Origin of the sequence: Cloacibacterium sp. (assembly GCF_047601505.1) — a bacterium.
Classification (GTDB): domain Bacteria; phylum Bacteroidota; class Bacteroidia; order Flavobacteriales; family Weeksellaceae; genus Cloacibacterium.
On the sequence record NZ_JASGJD010000001.1, the window covers coordinates 1241985 to 1260021 of the forward strand.

The 18037-nt window shown below is 32.1% G+C and carries 15 protein-coding genes; 9 read left to right on the forward strand and 6 right to left on the reverse strand.

The genetic code is table 11. The features are described from left to right. Positions 1-5 precede the first annotated feature (5 nt). The 5 genes from QM746_RS05865 (at position 6) to QM746_RS05885 (ending at position 4556) form a co-directional block, all read left to right on the forward strand. On the forward strand, positions 6-1016 hold the full coding sequence (locus QM746_RS05865; protein WP_414983363.1) for a vWA domain-containing protein: 1011 nt from the start codon (positions 6-8) through the stop codon (positions 1014-1016). Between the two features lie 131 nt (positions 1017-1147). Further along, positions 1148-1939 carry a tetratricopeptide repeat protein gene (locus QM746_RS05870; protein ID WP_414983364.1) on the forward strand — a complete coding sequence of 264 codons (792 nt, stop codon included), beginning with the start codon at positions 1148-1150 and terminating at the stop codon, positions 1937-1939. A 3-nt stretch (positions 1940-1942) separates the two neighbouring features. Next, the gene (locus tag QM746_RS05875) at positions 1943-3667 is read left to right on the forward strand and encodes a BatD family protein (RefSeq protein WP_414983365.1); all 1725 of its coding nucleotides are present in this window, start codon (positions 1943-1945) and stop codon (positions 3665-3667) included. A gap of 43 nt (positions 3668-3710) precedes the next feature. Beyond that, positions 3711-4307, forward strand: coding sequence for a MarC family protein (locus QM746_RS05880; protein ID WP_374362078.1), 597 nt, complete (start codon positions 3711-3713; stop codon positions 4305-4307). Positions 4308-4361: 54 nt separating this feature from the next. Further along, entirely contained in the window at positions 4362-4556 is a 195-nt protein-coding gene (locus tag QM746_RS05885; RefSeq protein ID WP_414983366.1) for a hypothetical protein, read from the forward strand. Between the two features lie 6 nt (positions 4557-4562). Here the strand turns inward: QM746_RS05885 and QM746_RS05890 are convergent, their stop codons facing one another. The 6 genes from QM746_RS05890 to QM746_RS05915 form a co-directional block, all read right to left on the reverse strand. Then, positions 4563-5534 (reverse strand): chorismate-binding protein, encoded by a 972-nt coding sequence (locus tag QM746_RS05890; RefSeq protein ID WP_414983367.1) that lies wholly within the window; start codon positions 5532-5534, stop codon positions 4563-4565. Beyond that, on the reverse strand, positions 5534-5959 hold the full coding sequence (locus QM746_RS05895; RefSeq protein ID WP_414983368.1) for a PaaI family thioesterase: 426 nt from the start codon (positions 5957-5959) through the stop codon (positions 5534-5536). Before QM746_RS05895 ends, QM746_RS05890 begins: the two co-directional genes overlap by 1 nt. Before the next feature lie 49 nt (positions 5960-6008). After that, complete coding sequence (locus QM746_RS05900) at positions 6009-6575, reverse strand: 1-acyl-sn-glycerol-3-phosphate acyltransferase (RefSeq protein ID WP_414985125.1); 567 nt, start codon at positions 6573-6575, stop codon at positions 6009-6011. Between the two features lie 412 nt (positions 6576-6987). Then, the gene (locus QM746_RS05905) at positions 6988-8658 is read right to left on the reverse strand and encodes a PspC domain-containing protein (RefSeq protein WP_414983369.1); all 1671 of its coding nucleotides are present in this window, start codon (positions 8656-8658) and stop codon (positions 6988-6990) included. 9 nt (positions 8659-8667) lie between these two features. Beyond that, positions 8668-8997 (reverse strand): PadR family transcriptional regulator, encoded by a 330-nt coding sequence (locus tag QM746_RS05910; RefSeq protein WP_374362067.1) that lies wholly within the window; start codon positions 8995-8997, stop codon positions 8668-8670. Positions 8998-9138: 141 nt separating this feature from the next. Then, positions 9139-9417 carry a PspC domain-containing protein gene (locus QM746_RS05915; protein WP_414983370.1) on the reverse strand — a complete coding sequence of 93 codons (279 nt, stop codon included), beginning with the start codon at positions 9415-9417 and terminating at the stop codon, positions 9139-9141. A gap of 223 nt (positions 9418-9640) precedes the next feature. Here QM746_RS05915 and QM746_RS05920 point away from each other — a divergent pair, with 223 nt between their 5' ends. The 4 genes from QM746_RS05920 (at position 9641) to nifJ (ending at position 17953) form a co-directional block, all read left to right on the forward strand. Beyond that, positions 9641-11278 carry an FAD-dependent oxidoreductase gene (locus QM746_RS05920; RefSeq protein WP_414983371.1) on the forward strand — a complete coding sequence of 546 codons (1638 nt, stop codon included), beginning with the start codon at positions 9641-9643 and terminating at the stop codon, positions 11276-11278. Positions 11279-11441: 163 nt separating this feature from the next. Further along, positions 11442-13076 carry an NAD(P)-binding protein gene (locus QM746_RS05925; protein ID WP_414983372.1) on the forward strand — a complete coding sequence of 545 codons (1635 nt, stop codon included), beginning with the start codon at positions 11442-11444 and terminating at the stop codon, positions 13074-13076. A 46-nt stretch (positions 13077-13122) separates the two neighbouring features. After that, positions 13123-14349 (forward strand): hypothetical protein, encoded by a 1227-nt coding sequence (locus QM746_RS05930; protein ID WP_414983373.1) that lies wholly within the window; start codon positions 13123-13125, stop codon positions 14347-14349. Positions 14350-14380: 31 nt separating this feature from the next. Beyond that, complete coding sequence (nifJ, locus tag QM746_RS05935; protein ID WP_414983374.1) at positions 14381-17953, forward strand: pyruvate:ferredoxin (flavodoxin) oxidoreductase; 3573 nt, start codon at positions 14381-14383, stop codon at positions 17951-17953. Positions 17954-18037: the final 84 nt, after the last annotated feature.

An 18037-nucleotide genomic window follows, 5' to 3' on the forward strand; every position in this document is an offset into this window, starting at 1 on the left:
ATAACATGATGGATTTTAGTATAGGAAATTATTGGTATCTCTTATTGCTATTGGTTTTGCCTGTAGTTGCAGTTCTTGTATTTAGTTTTAAAAAATGGAAAAAAGCAAAGAAAACTCTTTTTGCTGAAGCTAAATTTCATCAAGAATTATATCCGAAAGGAAATGTTTTTTCAAAAGTTTTCCCCGTTTTATATCTTTTAGGTTTTTTGTTTTTAGTTTTAGCGATGGTAGATTTCCTCAGCGGAAAACAAGAAATGAAAGTGCAGCAAAAAGTAAATTCTGTAATTTTTGTGCTAGACGTTTCTAATTCGATGAATGCAGAAGATATAGAACCAACAAGATTGCAACAAGCTAAAAATATTTTGAAAAACTGCATTCAACAGATGCACGACGATAAGATAGGAATAGTAGTTTTTGCAGGTGATGCACAATCGATAATGCCACTTACTTCAGATTATTCTGCGGCCGAAAATTATATAGATGCCATTGAAACTAATATTATCCCAAAGCAAGGAACAGATTTTTTAAAAGCTGTTGATGTAGCAGCTGATAAATTTAAAAATGTACCAAAAGGAGCTAGGAAAATCATCATGATAAGCGATGGAGAAGATAACGAAGGAAACGAGAAAGCAGCAATAAGTAAGGCGCGGAAAGAAGGAATTATAATTAATACAATTGGAGTAGGAACCGAAGAAGGTGCGCCAATTCCTATGTATATGTATGGACAATTAATGGGATATAAAACCGATGCTAGTGATGAAACGGTTATTACCAAAAGACAAACTGAAGCACTAATGTCCATTGCTTATGATACAGATGGAGAATATATTGATGGGAACAATCTCTCTACGGCAGTTTCTAAGATTCTTACCATTTTGCAAACACAGAAGGGAAGTTCTCAAACTGTTATAGATACGCAATCTGCTGTGCATTATTATCAATGGTTTTTGGGGATTTCGGTGTTGTTTTTTATTTTAATATTTATGTTAAACCCTAAAAATGATTTAAATATTTAAATGTTTTTTGAAGATTTGATTTTTTAGCTCTATTAATTTCAGTTTTATTGTGTTAGAAGGTTATTTTTATCATTTATTTAACATTTAGTAATGTCGTTTTTAACATTTAAAGCAATATTTTTGTAGGACAAATGTTGAAAAAGTATCTTACATATTTTATATTCTTGTTTCTTGGGCTTTTAAGCTTTAATGCTCAGGAAAGCTTAAATACACTTATCTATAAAGGTAATCGTAGTTTTGATAAAAAAAATTACGATAATGCTTCTTCTATGTTTTTTGATGCAGTAAAGAAAAAAAACGATGATTTTGGTGCGCATTATAATCTTGCTAATACACTTTATAAAAAGAAAATGTACGACCAAGCGGCTTCCGAATATCAAAAAGCACAAAAACTTACCAAAAATTCTGACGAAAAAGCGGCTTCGCTGTATAATCTTGGGAACACATTTCTCCAAAACGGCAACACAGATAAAGCCATCAATTCTTATAAAAGTGCGTTGAAACTTGATGCTGATAATAAAGCAATTCTTAAAAATCTTCAAATCGCCATGAAGAAAAAAGATCAAAAGCAACAAAATCAACAGCAGAATAATCAGAATCAACAAAACCAAAATAATAAGAATCAAAACAATCAAGACCAAAAAAATCAAGACGGAGATAATAAAAATAAAGACGAAAAAAATAATAATTCTAAAAATCAGGAAAATGGAAACCAAGGAAACCAAAACAAAGGAAATGGTAACCAAGGTAAATTGCCAAACCAACAAGAAAAAAATAATCAGCAGAATCAAGGGAATAAAATCCCTAAAGATGTGCAAAAATTAATTTTAGAAAGAAGTGCTAATCAGGAGAAAGAAACAGCTAGAAAATTGCTAAATAAAGACGCATTTTCTCTCCCAGAAAGCAATGAAAAAGATTGGTAATAAATGAAGAAATTGCAATACATAACGTTTCTTCTTCTATCCGTAATTTCTTACGGACAAGTTACTCTTTTGACGGATGTTAACGTAAAAGAGGCTAAACCAAACGAACCAATTGTTCTTACTATTGTTCAAGAAGTTGCTGGTGATGATTTGGTGCAGCAATCTCCGTTAAGAATGCCAGATTTGTCTAAATTTGATATTATTGGTACCGCATCAGAACAAAATACTTTTATCGACCAAAGAAAAGGACTTAGAGTAAATCAATTTGTTTATCAATATTATCTGATGCCAAAAGTTTCTGGCAAGGTAAAAATTGGGTCTGCACTTCTTACGGTAAATGGTAAAATCTATAAATCTGAACCTTTTGATATATTAGTAAAAGATGGTTCCAAAAATCCTGAAGCAGATTATTTAGTTAAAGATGTGTATCTAAATCTTGAAGTTTCGGATAAAACGGTATATGAAAATCAGCCTACAGTAGCAGTTTTGAGAGCTTATAGTAAAAATTTTGATAATTTTAGAAAATTAGAAAATATCAAAGTTTCAGAGCAGTACAATGCAATTGTAAAACCAATTAGCTACAAAAAACAAAATATAGAAACAAAAGATGACGGAGAGTATTCTTCTCAAGTTATTGCCACTTTTGTTATTTTCCCAGAAAAATCTGGAAATGTAGAAATAGAACCAGTTTCTGCTTTGGTTAAAAATGCAGAAATGGGCAAAGTGGTTTCTAATAAAGTTAAAATTAATGTGAAAAATTTACCAACGGGTTCGCCAGAAAGTTTTAAAAATGCTGTTGGTAATTTTAATGTAAGCATAGAAGCAATAGATTCGTCCAAAGAAATTGAAATAAATAAACCTGTAAATGTTTTAGTTAAAATTGCAGGAAATGGTAATTTAGATGCCAATAAACTTCCAAAAATTATTGATTCGGAGCAATATACTTTCTTCAAACCAAAAATTACATCAAAACTTACTACCAATAAAGAAGGCGTAAACGGTGTAATAGCAGCAACTTATGTTTTAATTCCTAAAAAATCTGGTAAAATTAATATTTCAACAGAAGATTTTTCTTTTTTTGATCCAAATCTAAAAAAATACGTAGATATTGGAGTTAAATCTCTATTGCTAAATGTGTTAACGCCACAGCAAATTGCAGCCAACAAAACCACTTTGGATGTGGTAGATGATTATACCAAAAACGTTATAGAAACCGTTCCGCTTCCTGTGGTTGAGAAAAAAAACAATGCTTCTTATTATTCATTTAATTGGAAAAATGTGCTGCTGAATTTGGCTCTGTTATTCGGTTGTGGTTTAGTATTTTATTATTTTGTAAACAGAAGAAAAGAAAAAAAGGTTTTAAAACCAATTCCTTTGAAACCAATTACAACTATTGCCGAAGAAGAAGAAAGAATCAGAAATCAGATTAAACCAGATTTTTACAGTTATTTTAATTATTTAAATACCTTAAAAGTTGATGGAGATTTTTCTGCATTTTTCAAAACGTATGAAGATTTGCATCACGATGTAGAAACTTATATTGAAAGAAAAAGCAAAGAAAGTTTGAAATCTTATGTTCAAAATACAAAAGGAAGAAAATTTTTCGAAGATTTTAATGATTTAGAAAAACTAATGTCTATCGAAAAATATGCTCCAATTCACGACCAAGAACATTTAGACGAACTTTACCACAGCATCGTCAAGATTTATTCGGAAATTATGAATTAGTAAATAATATTCATATTTTTGTTGAATTAATAAAAATTTCTCTATGATTGAAGCTTTTTCTCTTAAAGAAACAATGACTTGTTTTATGGTTCTCTTTGCTGTGATAGATATTCTAGGTTCTGTGCCAATTATTGTGAGCCTTCGCAAACAATTTGGGCATATAGATTCGGAAAGAGCATCTATTGTTTCTGGAGGATTAATGATTGTTTTCTTGTTTTTAGGAGATAAAATGCTGAAGTTGATTGGGATAGATGTTAATTCTTTCGCCATTGCAGGAGCTTTTGTTATTTTTATAATTGCTTTAGAAATGATTTTAGGAATAGAAATTCATAAAGTAGAAAGTGTAAAAGCTGCTTCTATTGTTCCTATTGCGTTTCCTTTGGTTGCTGGTGCTGGTACGCTTACTACAACGCTTTCGCTTAGAGCAGAGTTTCATGTGGTAAACATTATTTTAGGGATTTTACTCAATACTATTTTGGTATATATTGTACTGAAATCTGCTAATTTTATCGAAGAAAAAATTGGAGATGCAACGCTGATGATTTTAAAAAAAGTTTTCGGAATTATTCTTTTAGCGATTTCAATTAAATTATTTACGGCTAATTTTGCTCAACTATTTTCAAATTATGTTCACTTTTAAATAAAAATTAAAAAGTGGAAATTCAAAAATTTAAAAAATAAATTCTCAACAGATATGACAACCTTTTATAAAGTTTTTTTAGTGCTATTCATTATTTTTATTGGTGTAAATTTATACGCTGTAGATTGGAATATAGGGATTTTGCACCAAGAAAATAATAAATTTTTATTCTCTATTGTAGCGGCAGTTTTGGGTATTTTGGTAACTATTGTGATGAATACTTGGAGAAAACTGTCAGAGAAAAAATAGAATTTTCTAAAATTTAAGATGATTAAGAATAGCTTGAGACTTCAATTCGGTTTCTTGCCATTCTTTTTCGGGGTTACTCATAATGGTAATTCCACCGCCGGCAAATGCTATAATATTGTTTTTGAATATTTTAGCACACCTTAAATTCACAAAATAATAGATTTCTTCTTCGGATTCTATCTTGATGTATCCAGCATAGAATTCTCTGTTATAGTTTTCTATTTCTAGAATTTTTTCCTTACAAAAATCTTTTGGGATGCCACAAACTGCAGGGGTTGGATGGAGTTTGGTGATGAGTTCTTCTAAATTTTCAGAATTTATTTTCGCCGAAAAATCATTTCTAAGATGTTTTATGTTTCCACTGTTGTGCGTGTAAGTTTCCGAAACGTTTACATCATCAGAAAAGTCTTTTAATTTCTCTAAAATATATTGGCTTACAGGTTTTTGTTCTTCAATTTCTTTGTTGCTCCATTCTTCATTAATTGGAAGTGTTCCTGCCAAACTCATCGTGAAAAATTCTTGCGTTTTTTTATTGAATTTTCCTAAAATTTCTGGAGTTGCACCCATCCAAATTTCGTCCTCGCTTATTAATAGATAGCAAAGAGTGTTTTTGTAATTAGCGCAAATATTTTTGAAGGAATCAAGCAGATTTAAATTCGAAATTTCTTTTTTTATTGGTCTGGAAATCACTAATTTAGGCAAATTGTTTTCTCTGATGATTTCGATGGCTTTTTTTACTTCTTCTATGTAACTTTCGTGTGTTGGAAAGTTTTCAGAAGCATCTATTTCTGGTAAATTTACTTCATTAAAGAAGAGATTTTCTAGATTTTCTTCTTTAAGATAAGTAAGAGAATTATTTTTTAATTCTAATTTTTTGTTTCCAGTAAAACTAGAAAATTCTACTCTATTTTTGCCAATACTTTCGTGAGTTGCTAAAATATAATCTTCAGCAAAAGGCAATCTGCAAATGAATTTCATTATTTTTCAATCTGTCTATTTATTACCATATTCGTCATCGTACAATGGCAAATAAGACTTTCTTTTTCGTCTTTTATTTCAATTTCTAGAAAATGGAGCGTTTTTCCTTTTCTAATTATTCTTGCGGTTCCTGTTACAATTCCTTCGTTTTTACTTTTCAAATGATTAGAATTGATGGAAGTTCCTACAGCAGCTTTGTCTTCAGAAAATACCAAAATATTAGAAAGACAAGAGCCAAGACTTTCGGCAAGCGCAATGCTAGCGCCACCGTGAAGCATTTTTAAAGGTTGATGAACTTTAGAATTAACAGGCATTGTTCCTACTAAATAATCGTCTCCCAATTCTGTGAAAACAATTCCTAAAGTTTCCATCAAAGTATCTTTATTCCATTGGTTTAGCTGGACAAGTTTTTCTGTATTTGTCATTTCTTTTATTTAAAACGAAAGTATTTTAGGATTTAATTTAGACTTTTTTTTAGAATATTTTTGGATTCCACTTTTCTGGATATTTTGGTGTAATTTTTTGAAAATAATCTTGTAATTCCTGCATAATACTTTCGTAGCTTCGAGTTTCTAATTCTTCCACCGAAATTTTTTTGCCTAGATACATGGTTTTTTCTTTAAAATCTCCCGCAGCAATTACTATAGGCACTTTAGATTCTAAAGCCATGTGATAGAAGCCTTTTCTCCATTTTGGAACCCAACTTCTGGTTCCTTCTGGTGTAATTACCAAACTGAAATTATCTTTTTGGAATTCTCTTTTTACAAAATTTATCAAATCATTTCTTTGGCTTCTGTCTATTCCAATTCCGCCTAAACTTTTAATTAAAAATCCGTACCAAGCTTTTGTATGAGCGTCTTTGATGATTACTTTTAGTTTTTTTCCTAAAACCCAATAGGCAAGATTTCCTAGAATATATTCTTCGTTTGCGGTGTGAGGTGCAACTACCAATACACAACGTTCCAGATTACTAGCCGGTCCTTCTAAAACGATTTTCCAACCCCAAATCCATAATACGAATTGTGCAATTATTTTTTTGATAAACTTCATATTTTTTGATTTTAAAACAAAACAAGTAACCTTACAAAGGTTACTTGCAAATATAATTAATATTGTTTAAAATTCTTTTAAAAAAGACTGCTTATGAAATCCATCACTTTAATTACGATTTCTAATACTAATTGAATCATGGTTTTTTCTTTTGTGTGTGGTAGTTTTTTTGTCCTAAAAATGACACTGCTAAATTAGAAATTTATTTGTGAATTTTATTATTAGTAGTGTTAAAATTTTCTAAAATTTCATGTTTATTTTTATTCTGAAGATTAATTGTTGCCAATTGTCTAGTGAATTAGATTATTTATTGAAATTCTATAAAAATTGACTTTCGAGTGTTTTTTTAATAGGCTGCCAAATTTAGGTTAATTCTTCCTTCGGCAGCCATCCTAAACTAGAACTATTTATTTGTTTTAATCTTAATTTTAGAACCATTTTCGTCTATTGAGATGTCTAGATTTTTTAGGTCTTTAACATCTTTAAATTGATTGTGATTTTTTAAATCTCTTTTAATGATGCTGTCTGCGGTAGATTTCGGATATTTTTTTCCGTTAATAATTACGCTGTCGTTATCATTAGAATTGTATTCAATCGTAGTTCCGTTGATGTCTATTTTACCTTTTCCCACTTCAGAAACATTATCATCATCGTCATCATCTTTTTCATTATCACCATAAGTATTCACTTTATCTTTTGGGTCTAATACTACCATTTTTGTAGGAACTATCAATTCATAATCAACTTTATAATCTCTAAATCTTTGAGCATAAGGATAGCTAATGTAATTTGGTAAGAAAATTTTGTTTCCTTGTACTTCTACTGGTGCTAACATATTAAGCGGTTGGTTGTAACCATCAGCAGTTTTTTTAATAATTAGATATGGTGTTTTTACATCTTCTTTTCTTATAATTTTTACATCTGGATAATCTTCATCATACACCGTTTTTTTGTCTGAGAAAATATCATCATTATAAGCTGTGAAATTTGCTGGAATTACTACTTGTTTTTGGTCTAAAATAATACTGTCTGAAGTGGTAGTGATGGCTATTTCTTCGGTTTCTTCTTTATGACCTTGATAAATCATTTTATTTTTTGCAAAGCTCACTCCAAAGAAAGTTAACAAACCTATCCAAAGCAAAGTAAGTACACCAATTATATATCCAAAGTTTCTAAGTTTTGTTTTTGGTGAGAATAATTTAATACTAATTAAAGTAAAAATAATGGCAGGAATTAAAATTGTAAGTATTGAAATTACAATTAAAACAGTATTCATTCCGCCTTCATCAAAAAGAAAATTGAACATTGATGTTCCTGGGAAAGAAGGGTTTCCGAACAAGCCAAAAAGTGCGAATGTTCCAATAATAAAGCTAAAAGCTAACAAAGCAAAGATTCCACCAAAAACTACTCTTAAAAATGTTGCAAAACCGTTTCCTGCGTCTGCTACATAATGTTTGTTTTCTTGGTAAAGTTGCCCCACTCTTTGTGTAGATTCATTAGCAAATTGTACAATTTTGTTCGATTCGTTTTTCAGATTGTCAAAATTTGCAGGTTTGCCTTTCATTTTCAAAAAATCACTCGCAGAATTTGCAACCGGAATTACCAACCAAAGAATAGGGTAAAGTAATAAACCGAAACCTTTTGCGAAGATTAGAATTATGAAAATTAATCTTACCCAAACTTTATCTATCCCGAAATAATGTCCTAATCCGCCAGAAACACCACCTAAGATTTTTCCTTCCGGATCACGAAATAATTGTTTCTGACCAGAAAAAGCTCTTGGTTTTTCAGTTTTTTCAGAAAAATAAGCTTGTTCTTGTTCTTCTATTACTTCTGGTTTTCCTATTTGTGCAATTACTTTTTCTACATCTTCATCATTTACTACTTCTCGTTTTGCCATTTGTTCTCTTAGAATTTCTACAATTCTAATTTCAATATCGTGCATTACTTCATCTGCTTCTGTAGCGTCTAAAGAGCTTCTAAGAGCGCTGAGGTAATCACTCAGTTTTATATAAGCGTGTTCTTCTATTGTGAAAGAAAAACCTGCAAGTCCTATAGATAATGTTTTGTTCATAGTTTAGTTTTAAGAAGTTTTGGTAATTTGGTTTACAGATTCTGTTAATTCATTCCAAGTATTTAATAGTTCTGTAAGAAAAGTTTTTCCTTTATCTGTTATTTGATAATACTTTCTCGGAGGTCCGCTTGTAGATTCTTCCCATCTGTAAGCGAGAAATTCTCCGTTTTTCAATCTTGTTAGCAAAGGGTAGAGTGTTCCTTCTACTACATCTAGTTTTCCTTTTTTGAGTTCGTCTATCAGATCAGAAACATACATTTCTCTATTGTTGATAAGACTCAAAATACAGAATTCTAGAATTCCTTTACGCATTTGCGCTTTGGTGTTTTCTGTGTTCATCTGTCTTGTTATTTTTTAATTTGGTTAAAAGTTCATTCCTTTTTTGTAGGTTTATTAGATGATAATTTTTATAATTCTACAATGCAAAGATATATATTATTTTTAGTATTATGCAATACAAAGTAGTTATTTAAAAAAATATTATCTTTTTGCCTCAAAATTACGTACTGTTCTGCCTTTTGGTACAATAATCCATAAGATTAAATAAACCATTACAACCATAAAGGTTGAAATTCCTGCAGAAAATATTCCGATAAATCCTAATAAAAACCAAACGATTCTTATTAAAGAAGTTTCTAGTCCGAAATATCTTCCTAATCCGGCACAAACTCCGGCAATTTGTCTGTTGTCTTCATCGCGAAACAATTTTGCTCTGCTATCTGAGTAATATTGATGTTCGCTTTCTTGATAAGTTTTCATATTGTATATTTTAAATTTGTATTGCAAAGATATGTAATAAATTTAGTATTATGCAATACAAAGTACTAATTTATTTTGAAAATATTTGTAATTTATTGATAATCAGTGTTAAAATTTTTAATTCAATTTTTTAATATGTTAAATATCAGTTTATTTTTGTAACAACTGTTACCGTTTAAAACCTAAAAGCCGAGTACTTTTGCATTATTAAAAAATTCTAAGAATGAAGATATTAATTGTTGGAGGAGTTGCAGGTGGTGCAACGGCAGCTACAAGATTAAGAAGATTATCAGAAGAAAATGAAGTGATTATTTTCGAAAAAGGTCAATATGTGAGTTTTGCTAATTGTGGTTTGCCTTACCATATTGGAGGAACTATTCACAAGAGAGATGCTCTTTTACTACAAACTCCAGAATCTCTTAACGAAAGATACAATCTTGATGTTAGGGTTTTTTCAGAAGTTCTATCGATTAATACTACTGAAAAGAAAGTGACGGTTAAGAATCTTCAATCCGAAGAAATTTATACAGAATCTTACGATAAACTTCTTCTTTCTCCAGGAGCAGAGCCTATAAAACCGCCTTTTGAAGGAATTAATTCTGATAAAATTTATACTTTGAGAAATATTCCCGACATGGATAGAATCATTGCGAAAACTAAAAATTCTCAGAATTTTGTGGTTGTTGGTGGTGGTTTCATTGGTTTGGAAGTAGCAGAAAATTTAATTGAAGCTGGTAAAAATGTGAAATTAGTAGAGTTAGGCAATCAAGTAATGGCGCCTGTAGATTTTGATATTGCTAGTTTTGTTCACGAAAAAGCCAAACAAAAAGGTCTGGAGCTATTATTAAATATGGGCGTAGAAAAATTTAAAGATAAAGGCGAAACTATAGAAGTTTTTTTGAATGATGGAACTTCTGTAGAAACAGACGCCGTAATTCTGGCAATTGGTGTAAAACCTGAAACTAAATTGGCGGTAGAAGCTGGTCTTGAAATTGGTGAAACTCGTGGAATTTTGGTAAATGAATTTTTACAAACTTCTAATCCTGATATTTATGCTGTGGGAGATGCCATAGAAGTAGCGCATTACATTAATAATAAAAAGGTTTTGATTCCTTTGGCTTGGCCGGCAAACAGACAAGGAAGAATTGTTGCAGACAATATTATTTTAGGAAATCAATACAAATATTCTGGAAGTTTGGGTTCTTCCATTTTGAAATTTTTCGAACTTTCGGTGGCTTCTACTGGTCTCAACGAGAAATTCTTGAAAAAAAATAATATTCCTTATAAAACCGCAATTGTAACTCGCGGACATCACGCGGGCTATTATCCTGGAGCAAAAAATATGGTTTTGAAACTGATTTTTGACGATGAAGGAAAAATTTTCGGTGCTCAGGCTGTTGGTGAAGCTGGTGTTGATAAAAGAATAGACGTTATTGCAGCGGCGATTAAAGGAAATCTTACAGTTTATGATTTGCCCGAAATTGAAATTACGTACGCTCCGCCTTTTAATTCGGCTAAAGACCCTGTAAATATTGCTGGTTATACCGCAGAAAATATCTTGAAAGGAGATTTGGAAATGGTAAATTATGATGATTTTTGGCAATTTGTTGAAAAAAATAATGCAGTAATTTTAGATGTTAGAACGTCTAAAGAATTTGCTGGAGGTTATATAGAAGGCGCTATTAATATTAATGTGGACGATTTAAGGGAAAATCTGCAAAATTTAGATAAAGAAAGAGTTTACGCAATCTATTGTCAGGTTGGTTTAAGAGGTTATTTGGCAAATAGAATTCTCAAAAATAATGGTTTCAAAGTTGTTAATTTGAATGGCGGTTACAATCTTTGGTCTAAAATTCAATAATTAAAAATTTTTGATATTTAAAGTAAAGCAGTTTAAATTTTTAAGCTGCTTTTTTAGTATTATTCTAAATAAAAATTAATTAAACATGATATAAATAGGATTATTTAGTCTTATTTATTGCTTGTTATTTAATAAATTTGTTTGCAAATTTTAATTTGAAAAAATGAATTTTATTAGAACAGATTTAACAAAACTTGCTAATCTTGAGAGCAGTAAAGGTACTGGCTCTATAAGAAAAAGCAAACCAGAATATGTGCATTTTTTACCTCCGTGTAATCAGGCATGTCCAGCTGGCGAAAACATTCAAGAATGGCTTTCTTTAGCGCAAGAAGGTAAAGTAGAAGATGCTTGGAGAAAGTTAACCGAACAAAATCCTCTGCCTGCAATTCACGGTAGAGTATGCTATCACCCTTGCGAAAATTCTTGTAATAGAAAAGATTTAGATACTTCGGTAAGTATTCACGCTGTAGAAAGATTTTTAGGAGACGAAGCTCTTAAAAACGATTGGCAATATACTCCTATTACTTTTTCTAGTGGTAAAAAAATTATGATAGTTGGTGCTGGTCCTTCTGGGCTTTCGGCGGCGTATCATCTTAGGAAGTTGGGGCACGAAGTTACCATTTTCGAAGCGGGTCCCGTTGCTGGTGGAATGATGAATTTTGGAATTCCGGCGTACAGAATGCCAAGGAATATTCTTCAAGCAGAAATTAAAAGAATTGAAAATTTCGGAGTAAAAATTGTTCTCAATTATAAAGTTGCAGATATTCTCAAAGAAAAAGAAAATGGTGGTTTTGATGCCGTTTTTGTTGCAATTGGAGCTCATATTGCTAAAAAAGTGAATATTCCTGCGCAAGAAGCTAGCAAAATTTTAGATGCGGTTTCTTTCTTGAAAGATGCCGACGAAAATAGCGATAACAAACCTCTTCTTGGTAGGAGAGTTGCCATTTATGGCGGTGGAAACACGGCGATGGATGCTGCTAGAACGGCTAAAAGATTAGGCGCTGATGAAGCAATGATTATCTATAGAAGAGACCGAGAACACATGCCTGCTCACGAATTTGAAGCAGATGAAGCTTTGAGTGAAGGGGTGAAAATCCATTGGTTGAGTTCTATTAAAAATATGGAAACTTCTTCTATTACCGTGGAAAAAATGCAAGTGGTTGATGGAAAAGCAATTCCAACGGGTGAATATGAAACACTAGAAGCAGATTCTTTAATTTTGGCACTCGGACAAGAAGCTGATACTGATTTCTTAAAAAATATTGAAGGAATTACCTTCAAAGAAGACGGAACTACCGTAGATGTAAATGCTGCAATGATGACGGGCTATCCCGGAATTTTCGCTGGAGGAGATATGGTTCCTAGCGAAAGAACAGTTACCATTGCAACGGGACACGGTAAAAAAGCGGCTAGAAATATTGATGCTTGGCTTAGAAATTCTACCTACAAAAAATCTGCAAATAATCCTTTAATAAAAATTAATCAACTGCAAATTTGGTTCAAAACCAATGCTGAAGCTAGAGCTCAACAACATTTAGACATTGAAAAAGCGGTAGAAACGTTTGACGAAATTGTTGGTGGTTATACCACAGAAGAAGCGGTTTACGAGGCGCAACGTTGTCTTTCTTGCGGAAATTGTTTTGAGTGTGATAGTTGTTATGGAGCGTGTCCAGAAGGTGCGATTTCCAAAAACGGAAAAGGAGAAGGCTACACAATAAATTACGATTTGTGTACAGGTTGTGGCGTTTGTGCAGAACAATGTCCTTGTCATGCTTTGGATATGGTTTTAGAACATTAATTGATTTTTAAGTCAAAATACATGACATTAGTTAAAATTTAAAAACATGAAAAAAAGATTCATAGGTTTAACTTTTTTCTTGATTAGCATCCTAGCTTTTTGTCAAAAAACTAATCCTGAACTCACCAAATATGTTAATTTTCTTGAAAAACAAAATGTTTCTGCAAAAGATTATGTTTTAGATTTATTTAAAAAGTATGATATAGTTATTTTGTGTGAAAGGCAACATACTGAAACCACTCAGTATGACTTGATTTATGACATTGTAAGCTCGCCGTATTTTGAAAAAAATGTAGGCAATATTTTTACAGAAGTGGGTTCTTATAGTAATCGGCAAAATACTTTAAATTTCATTAAAAACAAGTTTTCTAATGATAGTTTGAAGCAGATTAAACAGGCAGAAGTATATAGGAACGGATTTTTTCCTAATGTTTGGTACAATACAAATTTTTATGATTTTACAGGAAAACTTAATACTTTAAACTCAACTTTAAAAAATAAAAGACAGATTAACCTTTTTACCTCAGGTTCCATTAATCCTTCAGTTGAAGAGAGAAAAAATGAGCAGGGAATGAAAGACTATCTAATAAATAATTATCCCAAAAGAGATAGTTTAATGGCAAGTTATATCATAAAAACTTTTGATAGTTTAAGTCAAAATTCTACAAGAAAAAAAGCTTTAGTAATTATGAATTACAGACATGCTTTTTCAAAATCTTACACTAAAGATAGAAATGTGGGAGACTATTTTTTTGAAAAATATAAAGGGAGAACAGCGAATGTATATATAAATTATTTAGCATCACTAAACAAATTTGACGAAAGAGATAAGGATAAAGCTAAAATGTTTCAAGGAATGGAACAAGTTCCGATTCAAAATGGAAAATGGGATGCTTCTTTTAAGTTTTCGGGAAAAGAAAATGTTGGATTTAATTTTAAAGATTCTCCTTTTGGGAAAGATAATTTTGATGTATGGCAAGCTACCAAAACAGATGATAAATATGAGGATGTTTTCACAGGTTTTGTTTATTACTTACCAATTGAGAAACATATTAATTCATTTGGTGTGAAAAATTTCTTTATCAATTCAGATTTAAAAAAAATTATAGATGATTGGAATTTATTTGATAAAGTTACAAAAAAATCTGAGCCTAGAGTTTTATCAAAAGAATTAGAAGAATCATATAAAAAAGAAATAGAGACAGTAAAAACAAGAAAATATACTGATTTAGAAAAATTTCAAGAAATCATTAATCAATGGTTGAAATATTAAAAAATCATTTATCAATCATCAACTATCAATTATGAATAAAAATCCAATCATAGCAACAATAGACGGAAATGAAGCCGCAGCGTACGTAGCTTATAGAGTAAACGAAGTTTGCGCCATTTATCCTATTACGCCATCTTCTACAATGGCAGAATTGGCAGACGAATGGGCGTCTAAAGGAATTAAAAATATCTGGGGAAATGTTCCCGAAATTATAGAAATGCAAAGTGAAGGTGGCGCTGCTGGTACAGTTCACGGTTCTTTGCAAGCGGGAGCATTAACTACCACTTTCACGGCATCTCAAGGTTTAATGCTGATGCTTCCTAATATGTACAAAATTGCAGGAGAACTTACGAGCGCTGTTTTTCATGTGGCAGCTCGTTCTTTGGCAGCGCAAGCTTTGTCGATTTTTGGTGACCATCAAGATGTAATGGCAGCCAGAACTACTGGTTTTGCAATGCTTTCTTCTACAAGCGTTCAAGAGGCGCATGACATGGCTTTAATTGCTCAAGCTACTACTTTAAGAGCAAGAATTCCGTTTATACATTTCTTTGACGGTTTCAGAACTTCTCACGAAGTGAATAAAATTAATCTTTTGAGCGACGACCAAATTCGTGCAATGATAGATGACGAATTGGTAATTGCACATAGAAATAGAAGTCTCAATCCTGATAAACCTTTTGTAAGAGGAACTGCTCAAAATCCTGATGTTTACTTCCAAGGAAGGGAAACTTCTAATCCTTTTTATGCTAAAATTCCTGGTATTTTAAAGGAAGAAATGCAAAAATTCTCTGAAATTTCGGGTAGAAAATATGCGCCGGTTTCTTATTTCGGGCATCCTGAAGCAGAAAATGTAATCGTAATTATGGGTTCTGGAGTAGAAACGGTAATTCCAACTTCTGAGTTTCTCAATAAAAATGGAGAAAAAACTGGGGTTATTAAAATTTCACTTTTCAGACCTTTTCCAAGTGAAGATTTTATTGCAACATTGCCAAAGTCTGTTAAGAAAATAGCGGTTTTAGACAGAACCAAAGAACCTGGAGCTAACGGAGAACCTCTTTATCAAGATATTTTGGTAGGTCTTACAGAAGCTCTTTCTAATGGAACTTTAGAGAATATGCCGAAAATTATCGGTGGAAGATATGGACTTTCGTCTAAAGAATTTACGCCAGCAATGGTAAAAGCGGTTTATGATAATTTAAAAGCCGAAAATTCTAAAAATCATTTCACAGTTGGGATTACAGACGATGTAAGTTTTACCAGTATTGAAGTAGATTACAGTTTCAAATTGGACGATAGCGTTTGGACTCAGGCGTTGTTCTTTGGTTTGGGAGCAGACGGAACAGTGGGAGCGAATAAAAATTCAATTAAAATTATTGGAGAAAATACTGAGCTTTCGGCGCAAGGTTATTTTGTGTACGATTCTAAAAAATCTGGTGCAAAAACCGTTTCTCACCTTCGTTTTGGTAACGAACCTATTGAAGCTCCGTACTTAATTTCAAAAGCAGATTTTATCGCTTGTCATTTCTTCAAATTTTTAGAAAACGAAGATATGCTCAGTTTTGCAAAAGATGGTGCTAAATTTTTATTGAATTCCCATTTTTCTAAAGATGAGGTTTGGGATAAATTACCATATCTTGTACAACAGCAGATTTTAGAAAAAAATATAAAACTTTACGTTATTGATGCGAACGAAGTAGCGCACAAAACAGGAATGAGAGGCAGAATTAACACCATTATGCAAACGTGTTTCTTCAAACTTTCGGGAGTTTTGCCAGAAGAAGAAGCGATTAAACAAATTAAAAAAGCAATTCAAAAAACGTATATTAAAAAAGGACAAGCCGTTGTGGATAAAAACTTCTTGGCGGTAGACCAAACTTTAGAAAATTTATTTGAAGTTGCTATTCCAAACACAATTACTGCCGAAAAAGGAGAAGAACAAACCATCGACGAAAGTGCGCCAGATTTTGTGAAAAATATTACGTACAAAATGATGGTAGGCAAAGGTGATGATTTGCCTGTAAGCGCAATTCCGGCAGATGGAACGTATCCAAACGGTACTACAAAATGGGAAAAACGTAATATTTCGGATAACGTTGCCAATTGGAATGCAGATATTTGTATCCAATGCGGAAATTGTAGTTTTGTGTGTCCTCATTCTGTTATTCGTTCTAAATTTTATCACAAAGATTTATTAACGGAAGTTCCAGAAGGTTTCAAATCTGCACCTATTAATGCAAGAGGTTTCCCGGAAACGAAATTTACTCTTCAGGTTTACGAAGAAGATTGTACAGGTTGCAAACTTTGTTACGAAGCTTGCCCTGTAATAGACCAAGAAAATAATGAGTTGAGAGCGATAAATGTTCTACCAAAAAATCCAGACCTTAAAAAGCAAAGAAAAGTAATTTCTTACTTCGAAAATTTACCAATTCACGATAAAAATATGGTAAATTACTCTACGGTTCACGGTGTACAGTTCTTAGAACCAATGTTCGAGTTTTCCGGAGCTTGTGCTGGATGTGGTGAAACGCCTTACATAAAAGTTTTAACGCAACTTTTCGGAGATCGATTAATGGTGGCAAATGCAACGGGTTGTTCTTCTATTTACGGAGGGAATTTACCTACCACACCTTGGAGTTCTAATTCTAAAGGAAAAGGACCTGCCTGGAGCAATTCTCTTTTTGAAGACAATGCCGAATTTGGTCTGGGAATGAGGCTTTCTGCGGATAAACAATTGCAAATGGCACATTTTTACGCCGAAAAATTGAAACCAGAATTGGGAGAAGATTTCATTAACGAAATTATCAATGCTCCTCAAAAATTAGAAAGTCAAATTATCAAACAAAGAGAAAGAGTAGAACTCTTAAAAAATAGATTGCAAAATTCTGAAAATCCAGATGCTAAACATCTTTACTCTTTGGCAGACCATTTGGTTCACCGTGCAGTTTGGTTAATTGGTGGTGATGGTTGGGCTTATGATATAGGAAGTGGAGGTTTAGACCATGCGCTTTCAACAGGTAGAAATATTAATGTTTTGGTTTTAGATACCGAAGTTTATAGTAATACTGGTGGACAAAGTTCTAAAGCAACACCAACTGGAGCTTCGGCAAAATTTGCAACTGCGGGAAAACGTGTTGGTAAAAAAGACCTTGCTTTGCAGGCAATTTCTTACGGAAATGTTTACGTAGCTACTATTGCAATGGGAGCAAATCCTCAGCAAACGTTATTGGCAATGAGAGAAGCGGAAGCTTATGACGGGCCTTCGTTAATTTTGGCTTATAGCCATTGTATTGCACACGGAATTGATATGGAAAAAGGACTTACTCAGCAGAAAAAAGCAGTTTCTAGTGGTTATTGGCCGTTGATAAGATTCAATCCTGTTTTGAGAAAAAATAATCAAAATCCGTTTATTTTAGATTCTATCAGACCTACCATTCCGTTTGAAGAATATGCTTACAACGAATTGCGTTACCGAGTGTTAAAACAAACTCAACCGCAAGATGCAGAACATCTAATGAGTTTGGCACAAGAAATTGTAGATTTAAGATGGAAAACTTATGAAGATATGGCTTCACTAGGAGCCGAAAACTTCCAACCGACTTTTTAAAAGTCATTGCGAGGGACGAAGCAATCTTAATCTAAAAGTAACAGATTGATACATTTTGCTTTGTTATATTTCAATGATAAAACA